General features: G+C 36.2%; 14 protein-coding genes, 4 tRNA genes and 8 pseudogenes. 18 read left to right on the forward strand and 8 right to left on the reverse strand.

The window, feature by feature from the left end; genetic code table 11:
- The 4 genes and pseudogenes from QW060_RS19085 to QW060_RS19100 all read left to right on the forward strand — a co-directional run.
- Positions 1-283: pseudogene (locus tag QW060_RS19085) on the forward strand (ferrochelatase); the annotation flags it as partial.
- Positions 276-813 (forward strand): annotated as a pseudogene (locus QW060_RS19090) (CopD family protein). The pseudogenes QW060_RS19085 and QW060_RS19090, both read left to right, overlap by 8 nt.
- Entirely contained in the window at positions 813-2,285 is a 1,473-nt protein-coding gene (locus tag QW060_RS19095; protein WP_290361845.1) for a sensor histidine kinase, read from the forward strand. The pseudogene QW060_RS19090 and the gene QW060_RS19095 overlap by 1 nt, the downstream one beginning before the upstream one ends.
- Positions 2,286-2,296: 11 nt before the next feature.
- Positions 2,297-3,078: pseudogene (locus QW060_RS19100) on the forward strand (enoyl-CoA hydratase/isomerase family protein).
- A 33-nt stretch (positions 3,079-3,111) separates the two neighbouring features.
- On the opposite strand, the pseudogene mscL reads toward QW060_RS19100, so the two are convergent.
- Together mscL and QW060_RS28570 are read right to left on the reverse strand one after the other, a co-directional pair.
- Positions 3,112-3,545 (reverse strand): annotated as a pseudogene (gene mscL, locus QW060_RS19105) (large conductance mechanosensitive channel protein MscL).
- Between the two features lie 67 nt (positions 3,546-3,612).
- Positions 3,613-6,044, reverse strand: a pseudogene (locus QW060_RS28570) (bifunctional UDP-N-acetylmuramoyl-tripeptide:D-alanyl-D-alanine ligase/alanine racemase).
- A gap of 144 nt (positions 6,045-6,188) precedes the next feature.
- Between QW060_RS28570 and QW060_RS19130 the strand changes: the two are divergent.
- From QW060_RS19130 to QW060_RS19155, 8 genes and pseudogenes are all read left to right on the forward strand, one after another.
- Complete coding sequence (locus tag QW060_RS19130) at positions 6,189-6,749, forward strand: YeeE/YedE family protein (protein ID WP_290361849.1); 561 nt, start codon at positions 6,189-6,191, stop codon at positions 6,747-6,749.
- A 48-nt stretch (positions 6,750-6,797) separates the two neighbouring features.
- A pseudogene (locus QW060_RS19135) lies at positions 6,798-7,161 on the forward strand (DUF6691 family protein).
- 13 nt (positions 7,162-7,174) lie between these two features.
- Positions 7,175-7,795, forward strand: coding sequence for a Crp/Fnr family transcriptional regulator (locus QW060_RS19140; protein WP_290361850.1), 621 nt, complete (start codon positions 7,175-7,177; stop codon positions 7,793-7,795).
- Positions 7,796-7,852: 57 nt separating this feature from the next.
- Positions 7,853-8,101: a sulfite exporter TauE/SafE family protein gene (locus QW060_RS28080; RefSeq protein ID WP_317623200.1), complete on the forward strand. Its 249-nt coding sequence runs from the start codon at positions 7,853-7,855 to the stop codon at positions 8,099-8,101.
- A complete protein-coding gene (locus QW060_RS28085; RefSeq protein WP_317623201.1) occupies positions 8,077-8,292 on the forward strand; it encodes a hypothetical protein in 216 nt (71 codons plus the stop codon). The genes QW060_RS28080 and QW060_RS28085 overlap by 25 nt, the downstream gene beginning before the upstream one ends.
- 35 nt (positions 8,293-8,327) lie before the next feature.
- Positions 8,328-8,594 (forward strand): sulfite exporter TauE/SafE family protein, encoded by a 267-nt coding sequence (locus QW060_RS28090; RefSeq protein ID WP_317623204.1) that lies wholly within the window; start codon positions 8,328-8,330, stop codon positions 8,592-8,594.
- A gap of 56 nt (positions 8,595-8,650) precedes the next feature.
- A pseudogene (locus QW060_RS19150) lies at positions 8,651-10,053 on the forward strand (MBL fold metallo-hydrolase).
- An 84-nt stretch (positions 10,054-10,137) separates the two neighbouring features.
- Positions 10,138-10,713: a YceI family protein gene (locus tag QW060_RS19155; protein WP_290361853.1), complete on the forward strand. Its 576-nt coding sequence runs from the start codon at positions 10,138-10,140 to the stop codon at positions 10,711-10,713.
- Positions 10,714-10,847: 134 nt separating this feature from the next.
- Here QW060_RS19155 and QW060_RS19160 read toward each other — a convergent pair.
- The 4 genes from QW060_RS19160 to QW060_RS19175 all read right to left on the reverse strand — a co-directional run bounded on the left by QW060_RS19160 (position 10,848) and on the right by QW060_RS19175 (position 11,252).
- A tRNA-Gly gene (locus QW060_RS19160) sits at positions 10,848-10,920 on the reverse strand.
- A 38-nt stretch (positions 10,921-10,958) separates the two neighbouring features.
- Positions 10,959-11,031, reverse strand: a tRNA-Gly gene (locus QW060_RS19165).
- A 38-nt stretch (positions 11,032-11,069) separates the two neighbouring features.
- A tRNA-Gly gene (locus QW060_RS19170) sits at positions 11,070-11,142 on the reverse strand.
- Positions 11,143-11,179: 37 nt separating this feature from the next.
- Positions 11,180-11,252 (reverse strand) — tRNA-Gly (locus tag QW060_RS19175).
- A 220-nt stretch (positions 11,253-11,472) separates the two neighbouring features.
- On the opposite strand from QW060_RS19175, the gene QW060_RS19180 reads away from it, so the two are divergent.
- The gene (locus QW060_RS19180; protein WP_290361854.1) at positions 11,473-11,949 is read left to right on the forward strand and encodes a hypothetical protein; all 477 of its coding nucleotides are present in this window, start codon (positions 11,473-11,475) and stop codon (positions 11,947-11,949) included.
- Between the two features lie 73 nt (positions 11,950-12,022).
- Positions 12,023-12,691, forward strand: a complete 669-nt coding sequence (locus tag QW060_RS28095; protein ID WP_317623202.1) for an efflux RND transporter periplasmic adaptor subunit — start codon at positions 12,023-12,025, stop codon at positions 12,689-12,691.
- A 361-nt stretch (positions 12,692-13,052) separates the two neighbouring features.
- Here the strand turns inward: QW060_RS28095 and QW060_RS19190 are convergent.
- Positions 13,053-13,795: pseudogene (locus QW060_RS19190) on the reverse strand (aminomethyl-transferring glycine dehydrogenase); the annotation flags it as partial.
- 138 nt (positions 13,796-13,933) lie between these two features.
- Here QW060_RS19190 and QW060_RS19195 point away from each other — a divergent pair.
- Complete coding sequence (locus QW060_RS19195; protein ID WP_290362537.1) at positions 13,934-14,761, forward strand: UbiA prenyltransferase family protein; 828 nt, start codon at positions 13,934-13,936, stop codon at positions 14,759-14,761.
- A gap of 49 nt (positions 14,762-14,810) precedes the next feature.
- Here the strand turns inward: QW060_RS19195 and QW060_RS19200 are convergent, their stop codons facing one another.
- Entirely contained in the window at positions 14,811-15,998 is a 1,188-nt protein-coding gene (locus QW060_RS19200) for a hypothetical protein (RefSeq protein ID WP_290362536.1), read from the reverse strand.
- 177 nt (positions 15,999-16,175) lie between these two features.
- Between QW060_RS19200 and QW060_RS19205 the strand changes: the two genes are divergently transcribed.
- The 3 genes from QW060_RS19205 to QW060_RS19215 all read left to right on the forward strand — a co-directional run bounded on the left by QW060_RS19205 (position 16,176) and on the right by QW060_RS19215 (position 19,312).
- Positions 16,176-16,502 (forward strand): DMT family transporter, encoded by a 327-nt coding sequence (locus QW060_RS19205; protein WP_290362535.1) that lies wholly within the window; start codon positions 16,176-16,178, stop codon positions 16,500-16,502.
- Positions 16,503-16,630: 128 nt separating this feature from the next.
- The gene (locus QW060_RS19210) at positions 16,631-17,845 is read left to right on the forward strand and encodes a multidrug effflux MFS transporter (RefSeq protein ID WP_290362534.1); all 1,215 of its coding nucleotides are present in this window, start codon (positions 16,631-16,633) and stop codon (positions 17,843-17,845) included.
- A gap of 72 nt (positions 17,846-17,917) precedes the next feature.
- Positions 17,918-19,312 (forward strand): leucyl aminopeptidase family protein, encoded by a 1,395-nt coding sequence (locus QW060_RS19215; RefSeq protein WP_290362533.1) that lies wholly within the window; start codon positions 17,918-17,920, stop codon positions 19,310-19,312.
- Positions 19,313-19,318: the final 6 nt, after the last annotated feature.

Below are 19,318 nucleotides of genomic sequence, written 5' to 3' on the forward strand. Positions count from 1 at the left end.
TTCAGTCAAGATTGGGAATCGATAAATGGTTACAGCCCTTTACCGCAGATAAAGTAATTGAGCTTGGAAAAAGCGGAACTAAAAAAATAGCGGTTGTTACTCCGCTTTTATTGCCGATTGTATTGAAACACTCGAAGAAATAGAGATGATGGCTGGAGCTTCTTTTAAAGAAAACGGAGGTGAGGTATTTAAAATGATTCCATGCCTTAATGATGATGATCATTGGATGGATGTGTTGAGTGGGTGGATTAACGAGTGGTCGCTAAAAGAAGTTTATGTATAATTATCTCAAGGCACTTCATATTATTTTTGTTGTTTGCTGGTTTGCCGGACTCTTTATATCGTTCGGCTCTTTGTGTATTATGCAGAGGCACAGCTTAAATCAGAAATAGAAAAACAGATTCTCTCGGATCAATACCGGCTTATGATTCATAGGCTTTGGTATATCATTACCTTTCCTGCTGCAGTACTCGCAACTCTTTTCGTATCTGGATGCTGATAGAGATTCCGGGCTGGCTTCAACAGCCCTGGATGCATATTAAATTGCTTTTTGTACTCTTATTGTGGTTGTATCACCTAAAGTGTCATCAGTTTGTGAAACAGATAGCGGCGGATACTTTATCTAAAACGTCATCATTTTTCAGGATGTGGAATGAAGGGGCTACTATTATCCTTTTTTCTGTAGTCTTTTTAGTGGTTTTAAAGAGCGCTTTTAATTGGATTTTCGGAGTTGTAGGAATTATTGTATTTTCGTTGTTGCTAATGCTCGGATATAAATTCTATAAACGCATCAGAGAACGCAAAGAAAATTAATGGCAAGAAAGTTTAATTTACAGAATACGTCTTTAAGGGTAAGAATCTTCATTTCTATGATATTTCTTACTTTGATATCTTCTGTGTTAATATCTCTTGTGGCTGTCTATCAGTTTGATAAAGAAGCGAAAACCTATCATGAAGATCGGTTGGAAAGAAAGGAAATGGCTATTAATGAGCATATCAACTTTATTCTTAAAACCACTTCTTATCCTTTAGTGTCGGAAAATCTGCCTCTAATATTCAAAGACAAAATCCATGAACTTTCAACCATTCACAGTATAAAAATTGATTTGCATGATCTGGACGGAAATCTCGTAATTTCTTCCAAAGGAGATTTTGCTTCTGATAAGGCAAGTGACCAGAAAATATCGCCAGCCATTCTTAAAATTATTGCGTCATCACCATCCAAGCGATTTGTAGATCTAAAAATTAATAAAGACACCCGTTACCGTTCGGCCTATAATTACATTATTGATAATCGTTTTAAGCCTTTGGGAATAGTGCATATTCCTTATAAAGAAGAAGCTGATTTTTACAATAATGAAATGAAAAACTTCCTTATCCGCTTTGGTCAGGTATATGCTTTTATGTTTTTATTAGCCATCGTACTTGCTTATTTTTTATCGAGTTATATTACCAAAACGCTTCATCTTATCAGTGAACGCATTCTCACAACACAATTCAATAAAAAGAATGAAAAACTCAGAGCTGAAAATGCTTCCAGAGAAATAGAAACGCTCATCTCTGCCTATAATAAAATGGTAGATAAGCTTGAAGAAAGTGCTGAAAAGCTCGCACAAAGCGAACGCGAACAGGCATGGCGTGAAATGGCGAAGCAGGTTGCGCATGAAATAAAAAATCCTCTGACACCCATGCGGCTTACTGTACAAAGTTTTCAACGGCGTTTTGACCCTCAGGATCCCGAAATTCTGCGTAAGCTTAATGATTATTCCAATACCCTGATTCAACAGATTGATACAATGAGTTCAGTAGCATCTGCATTTTCTAATTTTGCATCCATGCCCGCCCAGGAAAATGAAATGCTCAATATTGTCAAAGTTGTACAGCTTGCGTTAGACTTGTTTAATGAAGATTATATTACATTCCAGTCATCAAAAACAGAAATTATCACTAAATTTGATAGGAGTCAAATCATCCGTGTTATTAATAACCTTGTGAAAAATGCGATTCAGGCCATTCCGCCTTATGAGCCTTTTCCACGGATTTATGTAAAAATATATGAAAAAGATGCTTTTGTGTATATTGAGGTAAAAGACAACGGAACCGGAATTCCAAAAGAAATAAGAAACAGGGTATTTGAGCCTAAGTTTACTACAAAAACCAGTGGTATGGGGCTGGGCCTTGCTATGATTAAAAATATTATTGAATCGTATAAAGGAACAATCTATTTTGAAACCACGCTTGACAAAGGCACTACCTTTTACGTTAAATTACCTATTACTAATTAAAAAGAAATAAAATGACTTTTGAAAACATTTTAGTAGAAAAAGAAGCAGCAATAGCTGTGATAACCATCAACAGACCTACCAAGCTCAATGCTTTGAATAAAGCTACCATTCAGGAGCTGCACGAAGCCTTTAAAGAGATGGATGCATCAGAAGAGATACGTGCTATAATTGTAACCGGAAGCGGAGAGAAAGCTTTTGTAGCCGGAGCAGATATTGCAGAATTTGCTGATTTTTCTACAGAGCAAGGCAGTGAGCTGGCTGCAAAGGGACAAGAATTGTTATTTGATTTTGTTCAGAATCTATCTACTCCGGTGATCGCGGCTGTAAATGGGTTTGCTTTAGGAGGAGGATTGGAACTGGCAATGGCAGCGCATTTCAGAACGGCATCCTCTAATGCTAAAATGGGATTGCCTGAAGTTACGCTTGGAGTAATTCCGGGTATGGAGGTACACAACGTTTGCCGCAACTGATCGGAAAGGGTCGTGCTATGGAACTCATTATGACCGCACAAATGATCGATGCCGCTACAGCTCATAACTATGGTTTGGTAAATCATGTGGTAGAACAGGCAGATTTACTGTCTTTTACTAAAGATATTGCACAAAAAATCGCTAAAAATTCACCTTCAGCTATCCGTCATGCTATACAGGCGGTGAATGATAATTACAAAGAAGGAACGAATGGTTTTGAAACAGAAATCAAAAATTTCGGAACGTGTTTCGGAACAGCTGATTTTAAAGAAGGAACTACTGCTTTTCTGGAAAAACGAAAAGCGACTTTTACAGGAAAATAAAAACAATAAAAAATGCGGCAATTGCCGCATTTTTTATGATTGTTGGTTTTTTAACAAATCGCGGATCTGAGCCAAAAGCTCTTCCTGAGTTGGTCCTTTTGGTGCTGCAGGTGCCGGAGCTTCCTGACGCTTCAGTTTGTTGATGAACTTTACCAGTAAGAATACCACAAATGCCAGTAAAAGAAAATTGATGGCTACGGTAATAAAGTTACCATAGGCCAGAATTACAGCACCTTCTACGGCTCTTGCATCTTTTAATGCGAGTCCCTGTGCTACATCTCCTTTGAGTACAAAATACATGTTGCTGAAATCCGGAGAACCGATGATAGCAGATACAAATGGCATGACTAAATCATTGACTACACTGTCAATAATTTTTCCAAAAGCCCTCCGATGATAACACCGACTGCCAAATCCATTACGTTACCTTTAACGGCAAATTCCTTAAATTCTTTTAAAAATCCCATAGTCAATAATTTTTATTTTCTCAAATTTAAAAAAAAATCACGCAACTCTTAAATAATGTTAAAGAAATTACTCCTTAAAGAAGATTCTTTTTACACGTTGTGAGATGGATGTCATTACTTCATAAGGAATTGTCTCCCATTTCAAAGCAAGTTCGGTTATAGGAATTTCTTCTCCGAAAATGATTACTTCATCACCAACAACAGCACCTGTATCTGTTACATCTATCATCATCATATCCATACAAATGCTTCCGATGATTTTTGCTCTTTTTCCGTTGATTGATACTTCTCCTTTCCCATTTCCGTAAGCACGCCGTATACCGTCTGCATAACCAATAGGTATTGTAGCGGTTTTGGTAGGTTTATCAGCGATAAAACGGCGTCCGTATCCGACACTTTCTCCTTCTCCAACATCATTGAGCTGGAGAATAATTGTTTTTAAAGTAGTGACATTTTGCAGTTTTTCATTTCCTGTTCACTGTTTCCTACACCATAAAGCCCAATACCCAGGCGTACCATTTCCATCTGATATTCAGGGAAATTGAAGATGCCGGATGTGTTGAGAATATGCCGTATGGGTTTTATACGGAGTTGATCCGTCAGATAAGAAGACCATTTTTGAAAAAGCTTAATCTGCTGTAAGGTAAATTTTCGTTCTTCCGGCATATCACTTGTTGCCAGATGTGAAAAAATACTGGCTACTTTTACAGAATTGGTACTTTCCAGAATTGCAATCAATTCTTCAAAATGAGTATCGTTAAAACCCAGACGGTTCATGCCTGTATTCAATTTGATATGAATCGGATACTCGTACAGGCTGTGTTTTTTTGCTTCCGTTAAAAATGTTTTCAACTCCGGCAGTGAATAAATTTCAGGTTCCAGCTGGTACGAAATCATCGTAGAGAAAGCACTGTTCTCCGGATTCATTACAATAATAGCAGACTTAATGCCTGATTTTCTAAGTGCTACCCCTTCGTCAGCAAAAGCAACTCCAAGATAATCTACTTTATGAAAAGCCAGCAGCTTTGCAATTTCGTAACTGCCGTTGCCATATCCGAAAGCTTTTACCATCACCATCGTTTTGGTTTCCGGAAGCAGTTTCGATTTATAAAAATTAAAATTATGACTGATGGCGTTAAGGTTAATTTCTAAAACCGTTTCATGGGTTTTTTCTTCCAGTTCAGAAACAATTTGTTCAAAGGCATAACTTCTTGCTCCTTTGATAAGGATGGTTTCATCTTTGAATTTTTTAAGATCAAAATGATTTAAAAAGTCCAGCGTAGAATGAAATCCTTCAAAGTGCTGTAAATGCTTCAGATAAAAAGAAATATTTGGGCCAATGCCAATAATACGGTTGATATTGTTGTTTTGTAACAGAGTGCCTACCTTTTGATAAAGGATTTCATCACTAAAACCACTTTGCAAAATATCAGATAAAATCACTGTTTTTTGTGGATGTGTTTTTTGCTGTTCCAAAAAATCCAGTGCAATTTTCAAAGACTGATAATCTGAGCTGTAACTGTCATCAATAAGGGTGCATTGCTGCAAGCCGTTTTTTACCTGTAACCGCATTTCTACTCTGTACAGTTGGGTTATTTTATCCTGAATATACGCAGTATCAATCCCAAGTGCCAGTAAAGTAGTAATACAGCTGGCAATATTGTGAACGGAAGCCTGATCAGAAAAAGGAAAATCTACAGAGAAGCTGTTTGCATCATAATTGACGGTGTACGTATTGTCTTTGATATGCTGAAAACGTACCCGGGCTTCTGCCGTAAAGCTCCAGTCATAGTGAGATTGTATAGAAGCTGTTTTTTTTTTGTATGCTTTCATTTTTTTCATAGATAAGTACATCAACTCCTTTAAAGAGTTTCAGTTTTTCATCAATTTTTTGATCAAGATTTTCAAATCCTTCATTATGAGCGCTTCCAATAGAAGTAAGAATCCCTATGGTGGGCTGTATGATCTTTTCAAGTACTGCCATTTCTCCGGAAGAGAAATTCCGGCCTCAAAAATACCTAAGGTATGTTTCTCATTAATACCAATCACGGAAAGAGGAACTCCAACCTGTGAGTTGTAGCTTTTCGGACTTTTTATAATGTTGTAAAAAGGATGCAGTAAAAAGTTAAGCCATTCTTTTACAATTGTTTTTCCGTTGCTGCCTGTGATTCCGATAACGGGAATATCAAACAGGGTACGGTAATAGGCAACAAACTCCTGTAGACTTTTCAGTGTATCCTCAACTACGAAAAAGGTAGCTTTGCCTTTGACATTTTCTGGAACAGTTCTCACCACAAAATAAGTTACTTCTTTACGGATCAGTTCTTCAATATAGTCATGACCATTGTGAAAAGCACCTTCAATAGCAAAATATAAAGTACCTTTGGTATTTCGCAGAGAGCGGCTGTCAATGGAGATATCGTTGATTTCAATAAGTCCGGAAACAGGCGATTCCGAAGCTTTTAGTATAGAAGTTAAATCAGTTGTGTTCAGTTTCATTTTACTGCAATAGGATTCGTTAAATCAAAGGTAGCAGTTTTTTATTTCAAAACGGGTTCCGTTTTTCAGAGAAAAACAGTTAATGTATCTTTTGTTACATTCCATTAGAAATTATATGCCGATTTTTGTATAAAAATAATAAAGATGGATTGGATTTTAGAACCCTGGGAATGGTATATATCGGGACCCTTGATTGCTTTGGTTATGATTCTGTTAATTGTAATGGGAAAGAGTTTTGGAATGTCTTCCAATCTCCGGACGCTCTGTACTATTTGCGGAGCCGGAAAAACAAGTGATTTTTTTAGATTTGACTGGAAAAAACAGCGGTGGAATTTGCTGGTAATTGCCGGAGCCTTTATAGGAGGTTTTATCTCCAAAAACTATTTAAGTACCGATACTGTGATAACTCCAATAAGCACTGAAACCATTTCGGAATTGAAGCAGTTAGGATTTATGAGTGCTGGTAAAGCATATACCGCGACAGAATTATACAGTTCAGATGTTTTTGAAAATCCTGAAATGTTGATGATTTTGCTTATTGCAGGTGTTTTATTGGGATTTGGCTCGCGTTATGCAGGAGGTTGTACGTCCGGGCATGCTATTTCCGGTCTGAGTAATCTGCAAATGCCGTCGCTGATTGCCGTTATCGGCTTTTTTATAGGCGGATTAATCATGTCTTATCTCATCATTCCTCAACTGTTTTAATATGAAAAGTATAGCTATTTAAGTATTGGTATATTGTTCGGAATCGTAATGTTTAAATCCGGAGCAGCTTCCTGGTTTCGAATCTATGAAATGTTTCATTTTCAATCGTTTCATATGTTTGGAATCATCGGTTCTGCATTGCTGATAGGAACACTGTTTGTACAGACTGCCAAAAGAAAAAAGTGGAAGATATCTCTGGAAATTTACTCTTATTTCCAGATAAAGTAAAAGGATGGAAAAGATACCTTTTTGGGGGTATTGTTTTTGGTCTTGGATGGGCATTGGGCGGTTCATGCCCGGACCTTTGTTTGCCTTGCTTGGAGCTGGCTTTTTTCCTGTGATTGTCGTTATTCTCGGAGCATTGCTCGGTACATGGTTTTACGGATTGATAAAAAATAAACTGCCACATTAAAATGATAAAATCTATGAATTGGAAAGAAATTTTTCCGGATTTTGAACCTCCTCTATTGCTGGAAATGGAGCATTTTGCAGTAATCAATAATTTCGCTGAAGACGATGTGCTCATCGATATAGGGGAACCAGTGGTATTTGTACCCTTATTATTGGAAGGATATGTGAAAATCATAAGAGAGGATAAAAATGATGGAGAACATCTTCTGTATTATCTTGAGAAAGGAGCCGTTTGTGCTCTATCCATCAGCTGTTGTTTTGACCATAAGAAAAGTGAGATAAAAGCAATAGCGGAAACATCAGGTAGGGTAGCAAAGATACCTCTCGGAAAAATGGATGAATGGATGGCGCGTTTTTCAGGCTTCAGGAATTTTGTTTTACAAAGTTACAACCGGCGTTTACAGGAAATGCTTGTTGCCATTGATAGCCTCGCTTTTTTAAATTTAGAAGAACGTATCGTTAAATACCTTCGGGATAAGAAACAGATCAATAACAGTCGTTTTGTTGAAACAACGCATCAGGAAATGGCAGCCGATTTAAATACTTCCAGAGTGGTAGTTTCCAGATTGCTGAAGAAAATGGAAGCAGATAAGAAAATAAAAATAAACAGAAAAAGTATAGAATTTTTAGATTGATAATATGGAAATACAGCAAATAATAGGATTGGTTTTTGCCCTTCTGATAGGGTTTCTTTGGGGCTTATAGGCAGTGGAGGTTCCATTCTTACCGTTCCTATTTTAGTATATGTAGTAGGGGTAGAGCCTATATTGGCAACGGCATATTCCCTTTTTATAGTAGGATCAACATCGCTGTTGGGAAGTATACGGAATATTATGGATAAAAATGTCCATTTCAAAATAGTACTGTTGTTCGGAATTCCCTCATTACTTGCGGTTTTCTTTACCCGGCCGAGCTGGTGCCATTATTGCCGGACACCATAACCCTGTCTAATAATGTAGTGCTCCCAAAGGCGAAACTGGTGATGATTTTATTCTCGCTGGTTATGTTTGCGGCTTCGTCACGAATGATTCGCAAGCCCCGGCACAAAACCATTGCACGGCCGGAAATTCTTACTTCAGCAATGCCATTGATTACACAGGGTTTGCTTATTGGAGGTATTCAGGACTGGTAGGAGCCGGAGGAGGTTTTTTGATTATTCCAACCCTGGTGTTTTTTGCCAATTTACCCATGCGCAAAGCCATAGGAACATCATTGACAATCATTGCAATTCAGTCGCTGATAGGCTTTACGGGTGATCTGGTGCATCAGGATATTGAATGGCCACTAGTGTTGTCTTTTTCAGGTGTTTCAATGATTGGACTGCTTCTCGGTGTGCGATTGTCAAAACGCATACTCGATGGAAATCTGCGCCGCATTTTCGGTTGGTTTGTATTGGCAATGTCATTGTATATTATGGCAAAAGAAGTTTTATAGAACAACTTAAACAACAAAAGAATTTATTAACTTTATAGAATATAAGGAATTTAGAAATGAAGATAGAACAGATTTATACAGGATGTTTAGCTCAGGGAGCTTATTATATAGAGAGTAAAGGAGAAGTAGCCATTATAGATCCGTTGCGTGAAGTACAGTCTTACATTGATAAGGCCAAGAAGTCAGGGGCCACAATCAAATATATTTTTGAAACTCATTTCCATGCTGATTTTGTAAGCGGGCATTTGACTCTTGCTGAAAAAACAGGCGCAAGAATTGTGTATGGTCCTACGGCAAATCCAAAGTTTGAAGCTCATATTGCGACCGATGGTGAGGTATTCAAAATTGGAGATATTACAATTACGGCTTTACATACTCCGGGCCATACAATGGAGAGTACTACTTATCTTTTGAAAGATGAAAATGGAACTGATCACGCGATTTTCAGTGGGGATACCTTATTCTTAGGTGATGTTGGCAGACCTGATCTGGCTCAGAAAGCCGCTAATATGACTCAGGAAGATCTTGCTGCAATTCTTTATGAAAGTTTGCGAACCAAAATCATGCCTCTAAAAGATGAGGTTATTGTATATCCGGCACACGGAGCAGGTTCTGCCTGTGGTAAAAATTTAAGCAAAGAAACAGTGGGTACTTTGGGAGAACAAAAGAAAACCAATTATGCATTGCGTGCAGACATGACGGTTGAAGAATTTGTTAGAGAAGTTACAGATGGTCTATTGCCTCCTCCAGCTTATTTCCCTGAAAACGTTCGTTTAAACAAAGAAGGGTACCGAAATGTAGAAACCATTATTGCAGCCAATAAAGCATTTACTCCGGAACAATTCAAACATTTTGCAGAAGAAGCATTGGTACTGGATGTCAGAGATGCAGACAGTTTTGCGGCCTCTCATATACCGGGTGCTATTTTTATCGGTATTGACGGTGGTTTTGCTCCATGGTTGGTGCTTTGATAACGGATATCAATCAGCCCATAATTCTGGTAACTCCGGAAGGAAGAGAAGAAGAAACAATCGTAAGGTTGTCACGTGTAGGATACGATAATACATTAGGATATCTTGAAGGCGGTATGAAGGCTTGGGAAAATAAAGGATTTGAAATAGACAGCATCCAGCGTATCGATGCAGGGCAGTTGGCCGACCTTATAAAGGGCGGAGAAAAAAATGTATTTGATGTGCGTAAACCTGGTGAATATGAATCTTCTCATTTGGTAGATGTACCGAATACCCCTTTAGATTATCTCAACGATCATCTGCAGGAATTTCCTACTACTGCAACAACGTATCTGCACTGTGCAGGAGGATACCGTTCTATGATTGCTGCTTCGATATTAAAAGCAAGAGGATTTCATAATATGATTGATGTAAAAGGAGGCTATGGAGCAATAAAACAGACAGGTTTAGCGATGACGGATCAGACATGTCCTTCTGCGGCAAAATAAAATCATTTCTTAATTTAGTTTAAGTCCTGTAAAACACCGAAACACTAATTTTGATAAAAATATTAATTATTAAAGAATAGAATTATGAAAAAATTATTAGTGTTATTTGTAGCCTTAGGGTTCGGTTTAAACGTTTCTGCACAGACAAAATGGAGTGTAGATCCTGCCCATTCATCGTTGAATTTTTCTATTAAGCATTTGGGGATTTCCTTTGTAAACGGAAAAATGGATAAATACGACGGAACTTTAGAGTTAAAAGGAGAAGATATTACTACGGCAAAATTCAACTTTACAATTGATGTAAACAGTATCAATACAAGTGTTGAAGCACGTGATAAACATCTTAAGTCTGCTGATTTCTTTGATGCTGCTAAGTACGGAACAATAAAATTCGTTTCTAAAAGCATTAAAAAAGGTGATAAAAACCATTATAAGCTTACAGGAGATCTTACCATTAAAGATGTGACAAAACCGGTAACATTTGATTTGGTTTATGGTGGTAAAGCGGCAGATGACGGATTTGGTAATCAGAAATTAGGTTTTCAGGCAAAAACAACAATTGACAGAACAGCTTTTAATATCAAATACGATCCTACTGGAGGCGCTGTAGCTAAAGATGTAGAATTGATGGTAAATTTAGAATTTGTACAGTCAAAATAACAAATAAGTAAACAACAAACAAAAAAGTGCTTCTCATTTAAGAGAAGCACTTTTTTTATATAAAGGAATATGATAATATCAGATTAAGCAATAAAAAAAGGTTTCTAAAAATTTAGAAACCTTATTATTCCAAGAGCGGAAGACGAGGGTCGAACTCGCGACATTCAGCTTGGAAGGCTGACGCTCTACCAACTGAGCTACTTCCGCATGTAACGATTTTTGAAACTTCGTTTTGTTTTTCCAAGAGCGGAAGACGAGGGTCGAACTCGCGACATTCAGCTTGGAAGGCTGACGCTCTACCAACTGAGCTACTTCCGCATGTAACGATTTTTGAAACTTCGTTTTGTTTTTCCAAGAGCGGAAGACGAGGGTCGAACTCGCGACATTCAGCTTGGAAGGCTGACGCTCTACCAACTGAGCTACTTCCGCATATAACGATTTTTAAAACTTCGTTTTGTTTTCCAAGAGCGGAAGACGAGGGTCGAACTCGCGACATTCAGCTTGGAAGGCTGACGCTCTACCAACTGAGCTACTTCCGCATTTAATTTGTGATTGCAAATATATCTATTAAAACCCTTTCATGTCAAGCGTTTTTTGAAAAAAATAATATTTTTTTGTTCAGTACTCTGTTAACAAATTGAAAACGAACCGTAAAACTATTTTTTATAGCGTTTTTAGAGGATGGAAAATTAAGAAAAATTTAATAATTATTTGGTTCGGTAATTACCGAACTGGATGTAAATTTGCACAAAACTTTACATGAAGGATAATCCCAAGCAATATAAGTTGTTTTTAGAACTCGCTCAGCACATTGAGATTTTTCAGAGTTTACCCCCATTAGCGGCCAGAATAGTTGCTTATATGCTTGTGTATTGTAAAACCAAAGAAGGTCGGTCTTTTGAAGAACTTATAGAAATATTCGATTGTAGCAAAAGCTCGATTTCATGTAACCTAAGTATGCTTTTAGAAAGAAAAAATATGGAGTACTACTATCTTGAAGATACGCGAAAAAGATATTTTAGGCTCAATTCTAAATTTATGCTGATGCGTCTCAGCAGTGTTTTTGATATGCTGAATAAAGAATATGAACTGAATACAGCTCTTTTAGAAGTCCAGTCTGAAGACCCTGATCTTCTTGAAAGCCGTGTACCGACTTTGAAAATTTACACTGAACATTTAACGGAAATAAGAAAAATATTTTCGAATACGATAGAAAAATTAAAAACTACATTATAATAATCTCTTTGAAATATGAAAAATAAATTAAAAGCCTTGGTATTGGTTGTCTTTGGTTTAGCTGTAGTTTCCTGTGGGAAAAAAACAGGAAGCAGCACCTGCTGCACCGCCGGCAGAAATCAGTGTTACACAGGTAGCTGTAAAAGATGTTACGGGATATCAGTTATTTCCTGCGAGTATCGAAGGAAAAATAAACAATGCAGTGCGTGCCAAGATTCAGGGATATATACAGGAAGTTTATGTTCATGAAGGACAATTTGTGAAAAAAGGTCAGGCACTTTTCCGTTTAGAGACTAATATACTTACACAAAATGCGGCTGCAGCTAAGTCAGGCATTGCCTCAGCGGAAGCAAACGTAAATGTTGCACAGGTAGAAGTAAATAAATTAGTGCCACTTGTAGAAAAGGGGATTATCAGTAATATTCAGCTTGAAACAGCAAAAGCCAATCTTGCTTCTGCAAAAAGCATGCTGGCTCAGGCAAAAGCCAATTATAATAGCGTAAATGCTAATATCGATTATTCTATGGTAAGAAGCCCGATAGACGGAATCGTGGGAAGTCTGCCTTTTAAAAATGGAAGTTTAGTTGGTCCTACGGATCAATTGCCTCTGACAACGGTTTCTGATATCAGTGAAGTATTTGCTTTTTTCAGTATGAATGAAAAAGAGTATTTCAACTTTTTGAATACTACACCTGGAAATACACTTTCAGAAAAAATTAAAACCTGCCGGAAGTTGAACTGATCCTTGCAGACGGTGTAACCTATGGTTCAAAAGGTAAAATTGAAACCGTAACAGGACAGATTGACGCTGCAACAGGAACGGTTCAGTTCAGAGTTGCATTTAAAAATGCAGATAAATTGTTGAGCAACGGTAACAGTGGTACTGTAAAAGTTCCTCACTATTATAAAGATGTTCTTGTAGTTCCGGAAGCAGCTACCTTTGAGCAACAGGTACCGTAAATGTATTCAGAGTTGAAAAAGATACTACTTACGCAGCTAAAATAGAAGTGATTGACCGTGTAGATAACATGGTTGTCGTTAAAGAAGGGTCAAAAAAGAGAAACCATTGTAGGAATCGGTGCAGCGTCTTTGAGAAACAAAACCAAAGATAAAATATCTGCAGCCACAGCTACTTTGATATCTTTTGTTTTGGCTGTATTGATGAAATCAGAATAATCATATACCTGACCGTATTTACCCGGATATTGCAAGATGGCTCCGAAGAAATCTTCAGAAAAATCAAACTGTTCGTGATTTCCTACCACCAACTCAATACCAATTGGAGTAGAACGTGTTTGTAATACAGATAATGTCTGAGGTAAAATTTCTTCCGAAACGAAGAATTTATTAGCATTATTTTTCTTTTGGTCTCTTGTTCTTACATCAAATAGAAGAGCCATAGCTTCTGCTGCTGCTGTACTTTCATCTAATAGAGAAGCATTGGCAATTTCCATTCCGCTCAATTCAATAACGTTGTTTGGAAATTCAATAATGCTTCCAATCTTCCTTGTGCAATTTCTGCCTGATAAGGTGTGTAAGCTGTGTACCAACCCGGATTTTCAAAAATATTTCTTTGAATAGCCGCCGGAACAATTGCTTCATTATATCCTAAACCAATCATGGATTTGAATACTTTATTTTTAGCACCCAAAGCTACAATATGCGACATATAGTCGTACTCCGTCATAGCAGGATCCAGCTCTAAATCTTTTTCTAAACGAATTTTATCAGGAAAAGTTTCAAATAATAATTGTTCAATATCTTTAACACCGATAGTGTTAAGCATATGCTGCATATCAGATGGTCTTGGACCGATATGTCTCAAAGCAAAAGCATTTGTTTTCATCTACGTAAAAAAAATAAAAAAAATTTAGTTGTGTTTTAATTTTTAAACAACAAAAATAAAGATAAATTCTTTTATTTTGCTTATAATAAGTATCAATTTTAATAAAGCAGAGAGAAATCAAGAATCAATTTTAGAGATATGTCAGCGCGTCCTTTATACGTTAAAGTTTTTGATCTTTATTTGAATTCCAGTATTCACGTAGGCATTGCTACCTCAGCTTTGGTACAGATGACGTACTATTTTGCAGCCATTCCTTCCGATCTGACTGTATTGTTGTTTATTTTTTCCGGAACCGTTTTCAGTTATAACGTTATAAAATATGCTCCTTATATTTCAAAAAAAGGGCTACCTACTCTGAGCTTAAAGATTATTTCTATTCTTACAGTATTCGCTGCTCTATCTGCTTCATATACTTTTGTTTTTCTTAATACAGCAGCAAAAACAGGTATTGCAGTTATCGGACTACTCTGTCTTTTTTATCTGATTCCGATTGCAAAAAACAAAAGCAACCTGAGAAATCTGGCAGGTATAAAAATTTATATTGTGTCTTTCTGTTGGGCAGCGGTTACATTAATTATTCCATTACTCAATGCCGATATTGCCATCAGTAATGATATTTTTTATAAGTTTCTACAACGTTTTATCCTGACACTGATATTGATTTTAATCTTTGAGATTAATGATTTGAAATATGATGATATCCGTTTAAGAACAGTGCCTCAAACCATCGGCGTACCCAAAACCAAATCGCTGATCTATTTCTTACTTCTTGCTTTCTACGGGCTTGAATTTCTTAAAATTGGTTATTATGAATACCAATGGTTTATCAATCTTATTTTAATAAGCATTACCGGAGTTTTCACCTTTTTTGCGAATGCACAACAATCAAAATATTATACGCTTTTTTGGGTAGAGAGTTTACCTATTGTATGGTATCTGCTGGTTTTATTATTGGGAAATAAATAATAACAAGCTTTTATTTTTTGAGGATGACAATACTCCTTAAAAAATGACATTAATTTTCGATGATCTTTATGGAGTATTTAGTTTCCGGAGGGATGAGTATTGCATCATACTTTTGAATGTAACTATTGATATTTTTACTCAAAGTAATATTATACCGGATACTTAATGTTTTCAATTTATTTAAATCTATGACACTCCATTGGTTTGAATCAACACAACCCAATAGTTCTTTACTTTCCTCATCCGCTACATCTTCTGTTTTTCCGGTTATTGGATTTTGAATGTATCTTGGAAATGTGATTATTGAAAATGATTTTGCACGATTGATGTTTGCCAACTCATAAATCATATTTCCTATTTCAGTATCACCGCTGAAACTTGTTCCTCTTGCTGTATGCACAGCACCCAACTTTACAATTACCTTGACTGTATCTTCTTTTGCTTTTTCAGAGTGATAGTATTCAGCGAAATTTTTTTTCATATTTTCAACTCTCCTATGCCAATACCCTAAGGTCAATTGATGGTTTATTTCCAAAGACAATTTGAATTGTTTTATTATAAAATTGTTCATTTCATTATCTGTAAGATCCAAAAAAACATTCATCTCCTTTGAATGCAACAAATTGTTCATCAGAGCAGGATTAAAATTATTTTCCCCTTTTTTATATTCAGACGCAACATACGAATACAGACTCTGGTATAGCTGTTTGGAGATTTTATTCTTATCCGAATTTTCATAGAGCATATCAATAATAGAAAGATAAGAACCATAGTTTTCAAAATCAATTCCCCATATCGCTATATCATATTTCATTAATTTTTCAAGCGTTTTTTCTTCTTCTATCGTACTAAAAAAACCAAATGGAGTCATATTTATTTGAGGCATATATTTTTCATAATATGATTTTAAAGAAACAGATTGCAACTTTAATTCCATAAGTTTCCGAGAGGCTACAGGTCCAATTTCAGCAGCATAATGGTTATATCCATTTTCTTTTAAATAAGGAATTAATCTCTCTGCAAATAGCTCTATGGCATGGATTTCATGTTGTTCACCAAGGAGTAAAAACTGCGATTCTACTATTTTCTTTTTTATAAATAAAGCGCCCTCTCCGTTAAAATTGCCTGAGGAATCCAAATAAAAATAAGAAGTCGATTCTTTGATTATCTCTTTATTAGTCTGAGCAAACAAAGTAACATTAATCAAAAGAAAACTAAACAAAACATACTTTTTCATCTGCCAATTATTAAAAAATCATAACCAACTTAATTACAAATAAATACGATCAAATTTATAGAAAAAATTTTATCCCATAGACATGTTTTTTTAAATAAAAAAATATTATTTATCCTATGTTAAATAAATTCTACTGTTTCCAAAAGAAATTTGCAGATCTAAATTATTAACAATATTATGAATTGGATTATTTTAATTATTGCCGGCTTATTTGAGGTTTTATTTACTTCATGTCTGGGAAAGGCCAAAGAAACAACCGGAACTGAAAGTTATATGTGGTATGGAGGTTTTGCTGTTGCCTGTATCATAAGTATGACATTGCTGATCAAAGCTACACAGTCATTGCCTTTAGGAACAGCTTATGCTGTATGGACGGGTATCGGAGCTGTCGGTACCGTTTTGGTAGGCATCTTTTTCTTTAAAGATCCGGCAAATTTTTGGAGGCTCTTCTTTATTACTACTTTAATCGGATCTATTATAGGATTAAAAGCAGTTTCACATTAATAACGTTAATTATTAACAGTTAAGAGTGCTTTAGGTTAAAATTACTCAAAACACTCTTTGTTTCATTTTGTAGCCATAACTTTGTATTTCTTTTGCAATTATCTTAAACTCATTGCAGCCATAATTTTATGACTACAAAACAAAAATATACCATCCTTTTAGTATTAGGAGGGCTTTCTGCTTTAGGACCATTTAGTATTGACATGTATTTACCTGCTTTTAAAGCTATTGCCCAAAGCCTGAAAACCGACTTATCTCATGTAGGATTTACACTGACCGGTTATTTTATCGGTATCAGCTTCGGACAACTATTTTATGGCCCTGTAACCGATAGATTCGGAAGAAAAAAACCTCTTATTTTCGGACTTTCCTTATATATTCTTGCAAGTATAGGGTGTGCACTTTCACCTACTATCGAATGGCTGATTGCTATGAGAGTATTACTTGCATTGGGAGGTTGTGTAGGAATGGTAGTCGGACGCGCTATTGTCAGAGACTTATTTCCCGTAAGTGAAATAGCAAAAATTTTTTCTATTCTGATGCTCATCGTAGGAATTGCCCCTATCATTGCTCCTACTATCGGCAGCTGGGTATTAACCGTTTCTGAATGGCGTACTATCTTTTATATTATGACCTCACTGGGAATGATATTACTGTTTTCAGTATTATTCTTTTTACCTGAAAGCCAGCCCAGAGAAGCATCTCATTCTCTGAGCATACCTACTATAATGAAAAACTATAAAGAAGTACTGTCTGATAAAACGTTTATTTTCTATGCCTTGATTGGAAGTCTTGCCATGTCAGGTATGTTTGCCTATATCAGCGGTTCCCCTTTTGTGTTTATGGAATATTTTGGTATTTCACAAAAAACATACGGTTTGATTTTTGGATTTAATGCTTTCGGATATATCTTAGGAAGTCAGGTAAACCGAGTAATGTTGAATAAATTTTCATCTAAAAAAATAGTTGTTTTTTCAGCCGTCGCACTGTGTACTATTGGTGTCAGTGGTATTGTTCTGCAAAATACTCAGTTGCTTACAGTAGAAATACTCGTTGCTCATTTGGTATGTTTTCTCTTTTGTCTGGGGCATCTGGTACCCAATGCAACTGCATTGGCTTTGACGCCATTTACAAAAAATGCAGGAAGTGCTTCTGCCCTTATTGGTTTTATACAAATGGTATTTGGTGCTTCTATGTCAAGTCTTGTGAGCTTTTTAGCTGATGACAGCTTATTTCCTATGATGATATGCCTTTTTATATGTGGAAGTGGGGTGTTTATGCTCATCGGTTTTGTACAGGTCAAAAACAGAAAAAAAAGATCTGGAGTTATCATAAACAAATAATACAGTTTGGATCTATATCCGAGGAATTAAACAGAATTTACTACATTTGATAGTTCAATTAAAATTTAGCATATGTTACAATTTTCAAAAATAATAAATTACGATTTTTCTTTTGTTTTTCTTATCAGCCCAACATCAGTTTTGGAAGGTAATTTTCCCGATTTTGTAAAAAAACAATATACGGATTTTCAAACATCTGAGACAAAAGAAGATTATCTAAAGATAGGAAAACAGTACTTTTTCTTTGTAAAAGAACAGTCTGATTTAGAAAAAATGCGTGTTTCGGGTTTTAATATCCGTCAGAAACTGGATAGAAAAGAAACAACCCTTACCATTCTTGGAAACGGAGAATCTGCACTGGCAGTTGCTGAAGGTCTGGCTTTGTCTAATTACCAGTTTTTAAAATATTTTAAAGATGCCGAAGATAAAAGAAATCATCTTGAACATATTTATTTAAACGGAAATATGGATACTGCCCGTATCAGTGAGCTTAATAATATCATCAAAGCGGTTTGCTGGGCAAGAGATATGGTAAATGAGCCTACTTCATTTTTAACAGCAGAACAGTTATCTAAAGAAATTGTAGCCATCGGAGAAGCTTCTGATTTTAAAGTAGAAATACTTGAGAAAGATGAAATAGAACAATTAAAAATGGGTGGTTTATTAGCTGTAAATAAAGGTTCTGTACAACCGCCGACATTTACAATTCTCGAATATAAACCTGAAAACCCTGTTAACAGCAAACCTGTTGTTTTAGTAGGTAAAGGAGTGGTATATGACACAGGAGGTCTTTCATTGAAACCAACTGCGGGTTCTATGGATTCTATGAAATCGGATATGGGTGGCGCTGCCTGTATGGCAGGTACTATATATGCTGCTGCATTGAACAAGCTGAATGTACATCTTATTGGATTGATTCCGGCAACTGACAACAGACCCGGTGGAGATGCGTATGCACCAGGCGATATCATTACGATGTTTGACGGTACTACTGTAGAAGTGCTCAATACTGACGCTGAAGGAAGACTTATTTTAGGAGATGCTATTGCGTATAGTAATCAATATGAACCGGAACTGATAATTGATGCCGCAACTCTTACCGGAGCAGCATTGGTAGCAGCTGGGACACGAGCAGCCTGCATGATGAGTAATGCATCTGATGCTGTAAATAATTCTTTATTGAATGCAGGTAATCATGTATACGAACGTATGGTACACCTACCTTTGTGGGACGATTATAAAGAGCAGATCAAATCTTCAGTTGCTGATTTAAAGAATATTGGTGGCCGATATGCAGGTACCATCACAGCAGGGAAATTTTTAGAGCATTTTGCACAATATCCTTTTGTGCATTTAGATATTGCAGGACCAGCTTTTACTGAAAGTCCTGAAAATTACAAAGGATTGGGCGGTACAGGAACTGGTATCCGTGCACTCTCCCATTTTCTTGCACATTATAATAAATAAATTCTT

This window comes from Paenimyroides ceti (genome assembly GCF_030409925.1).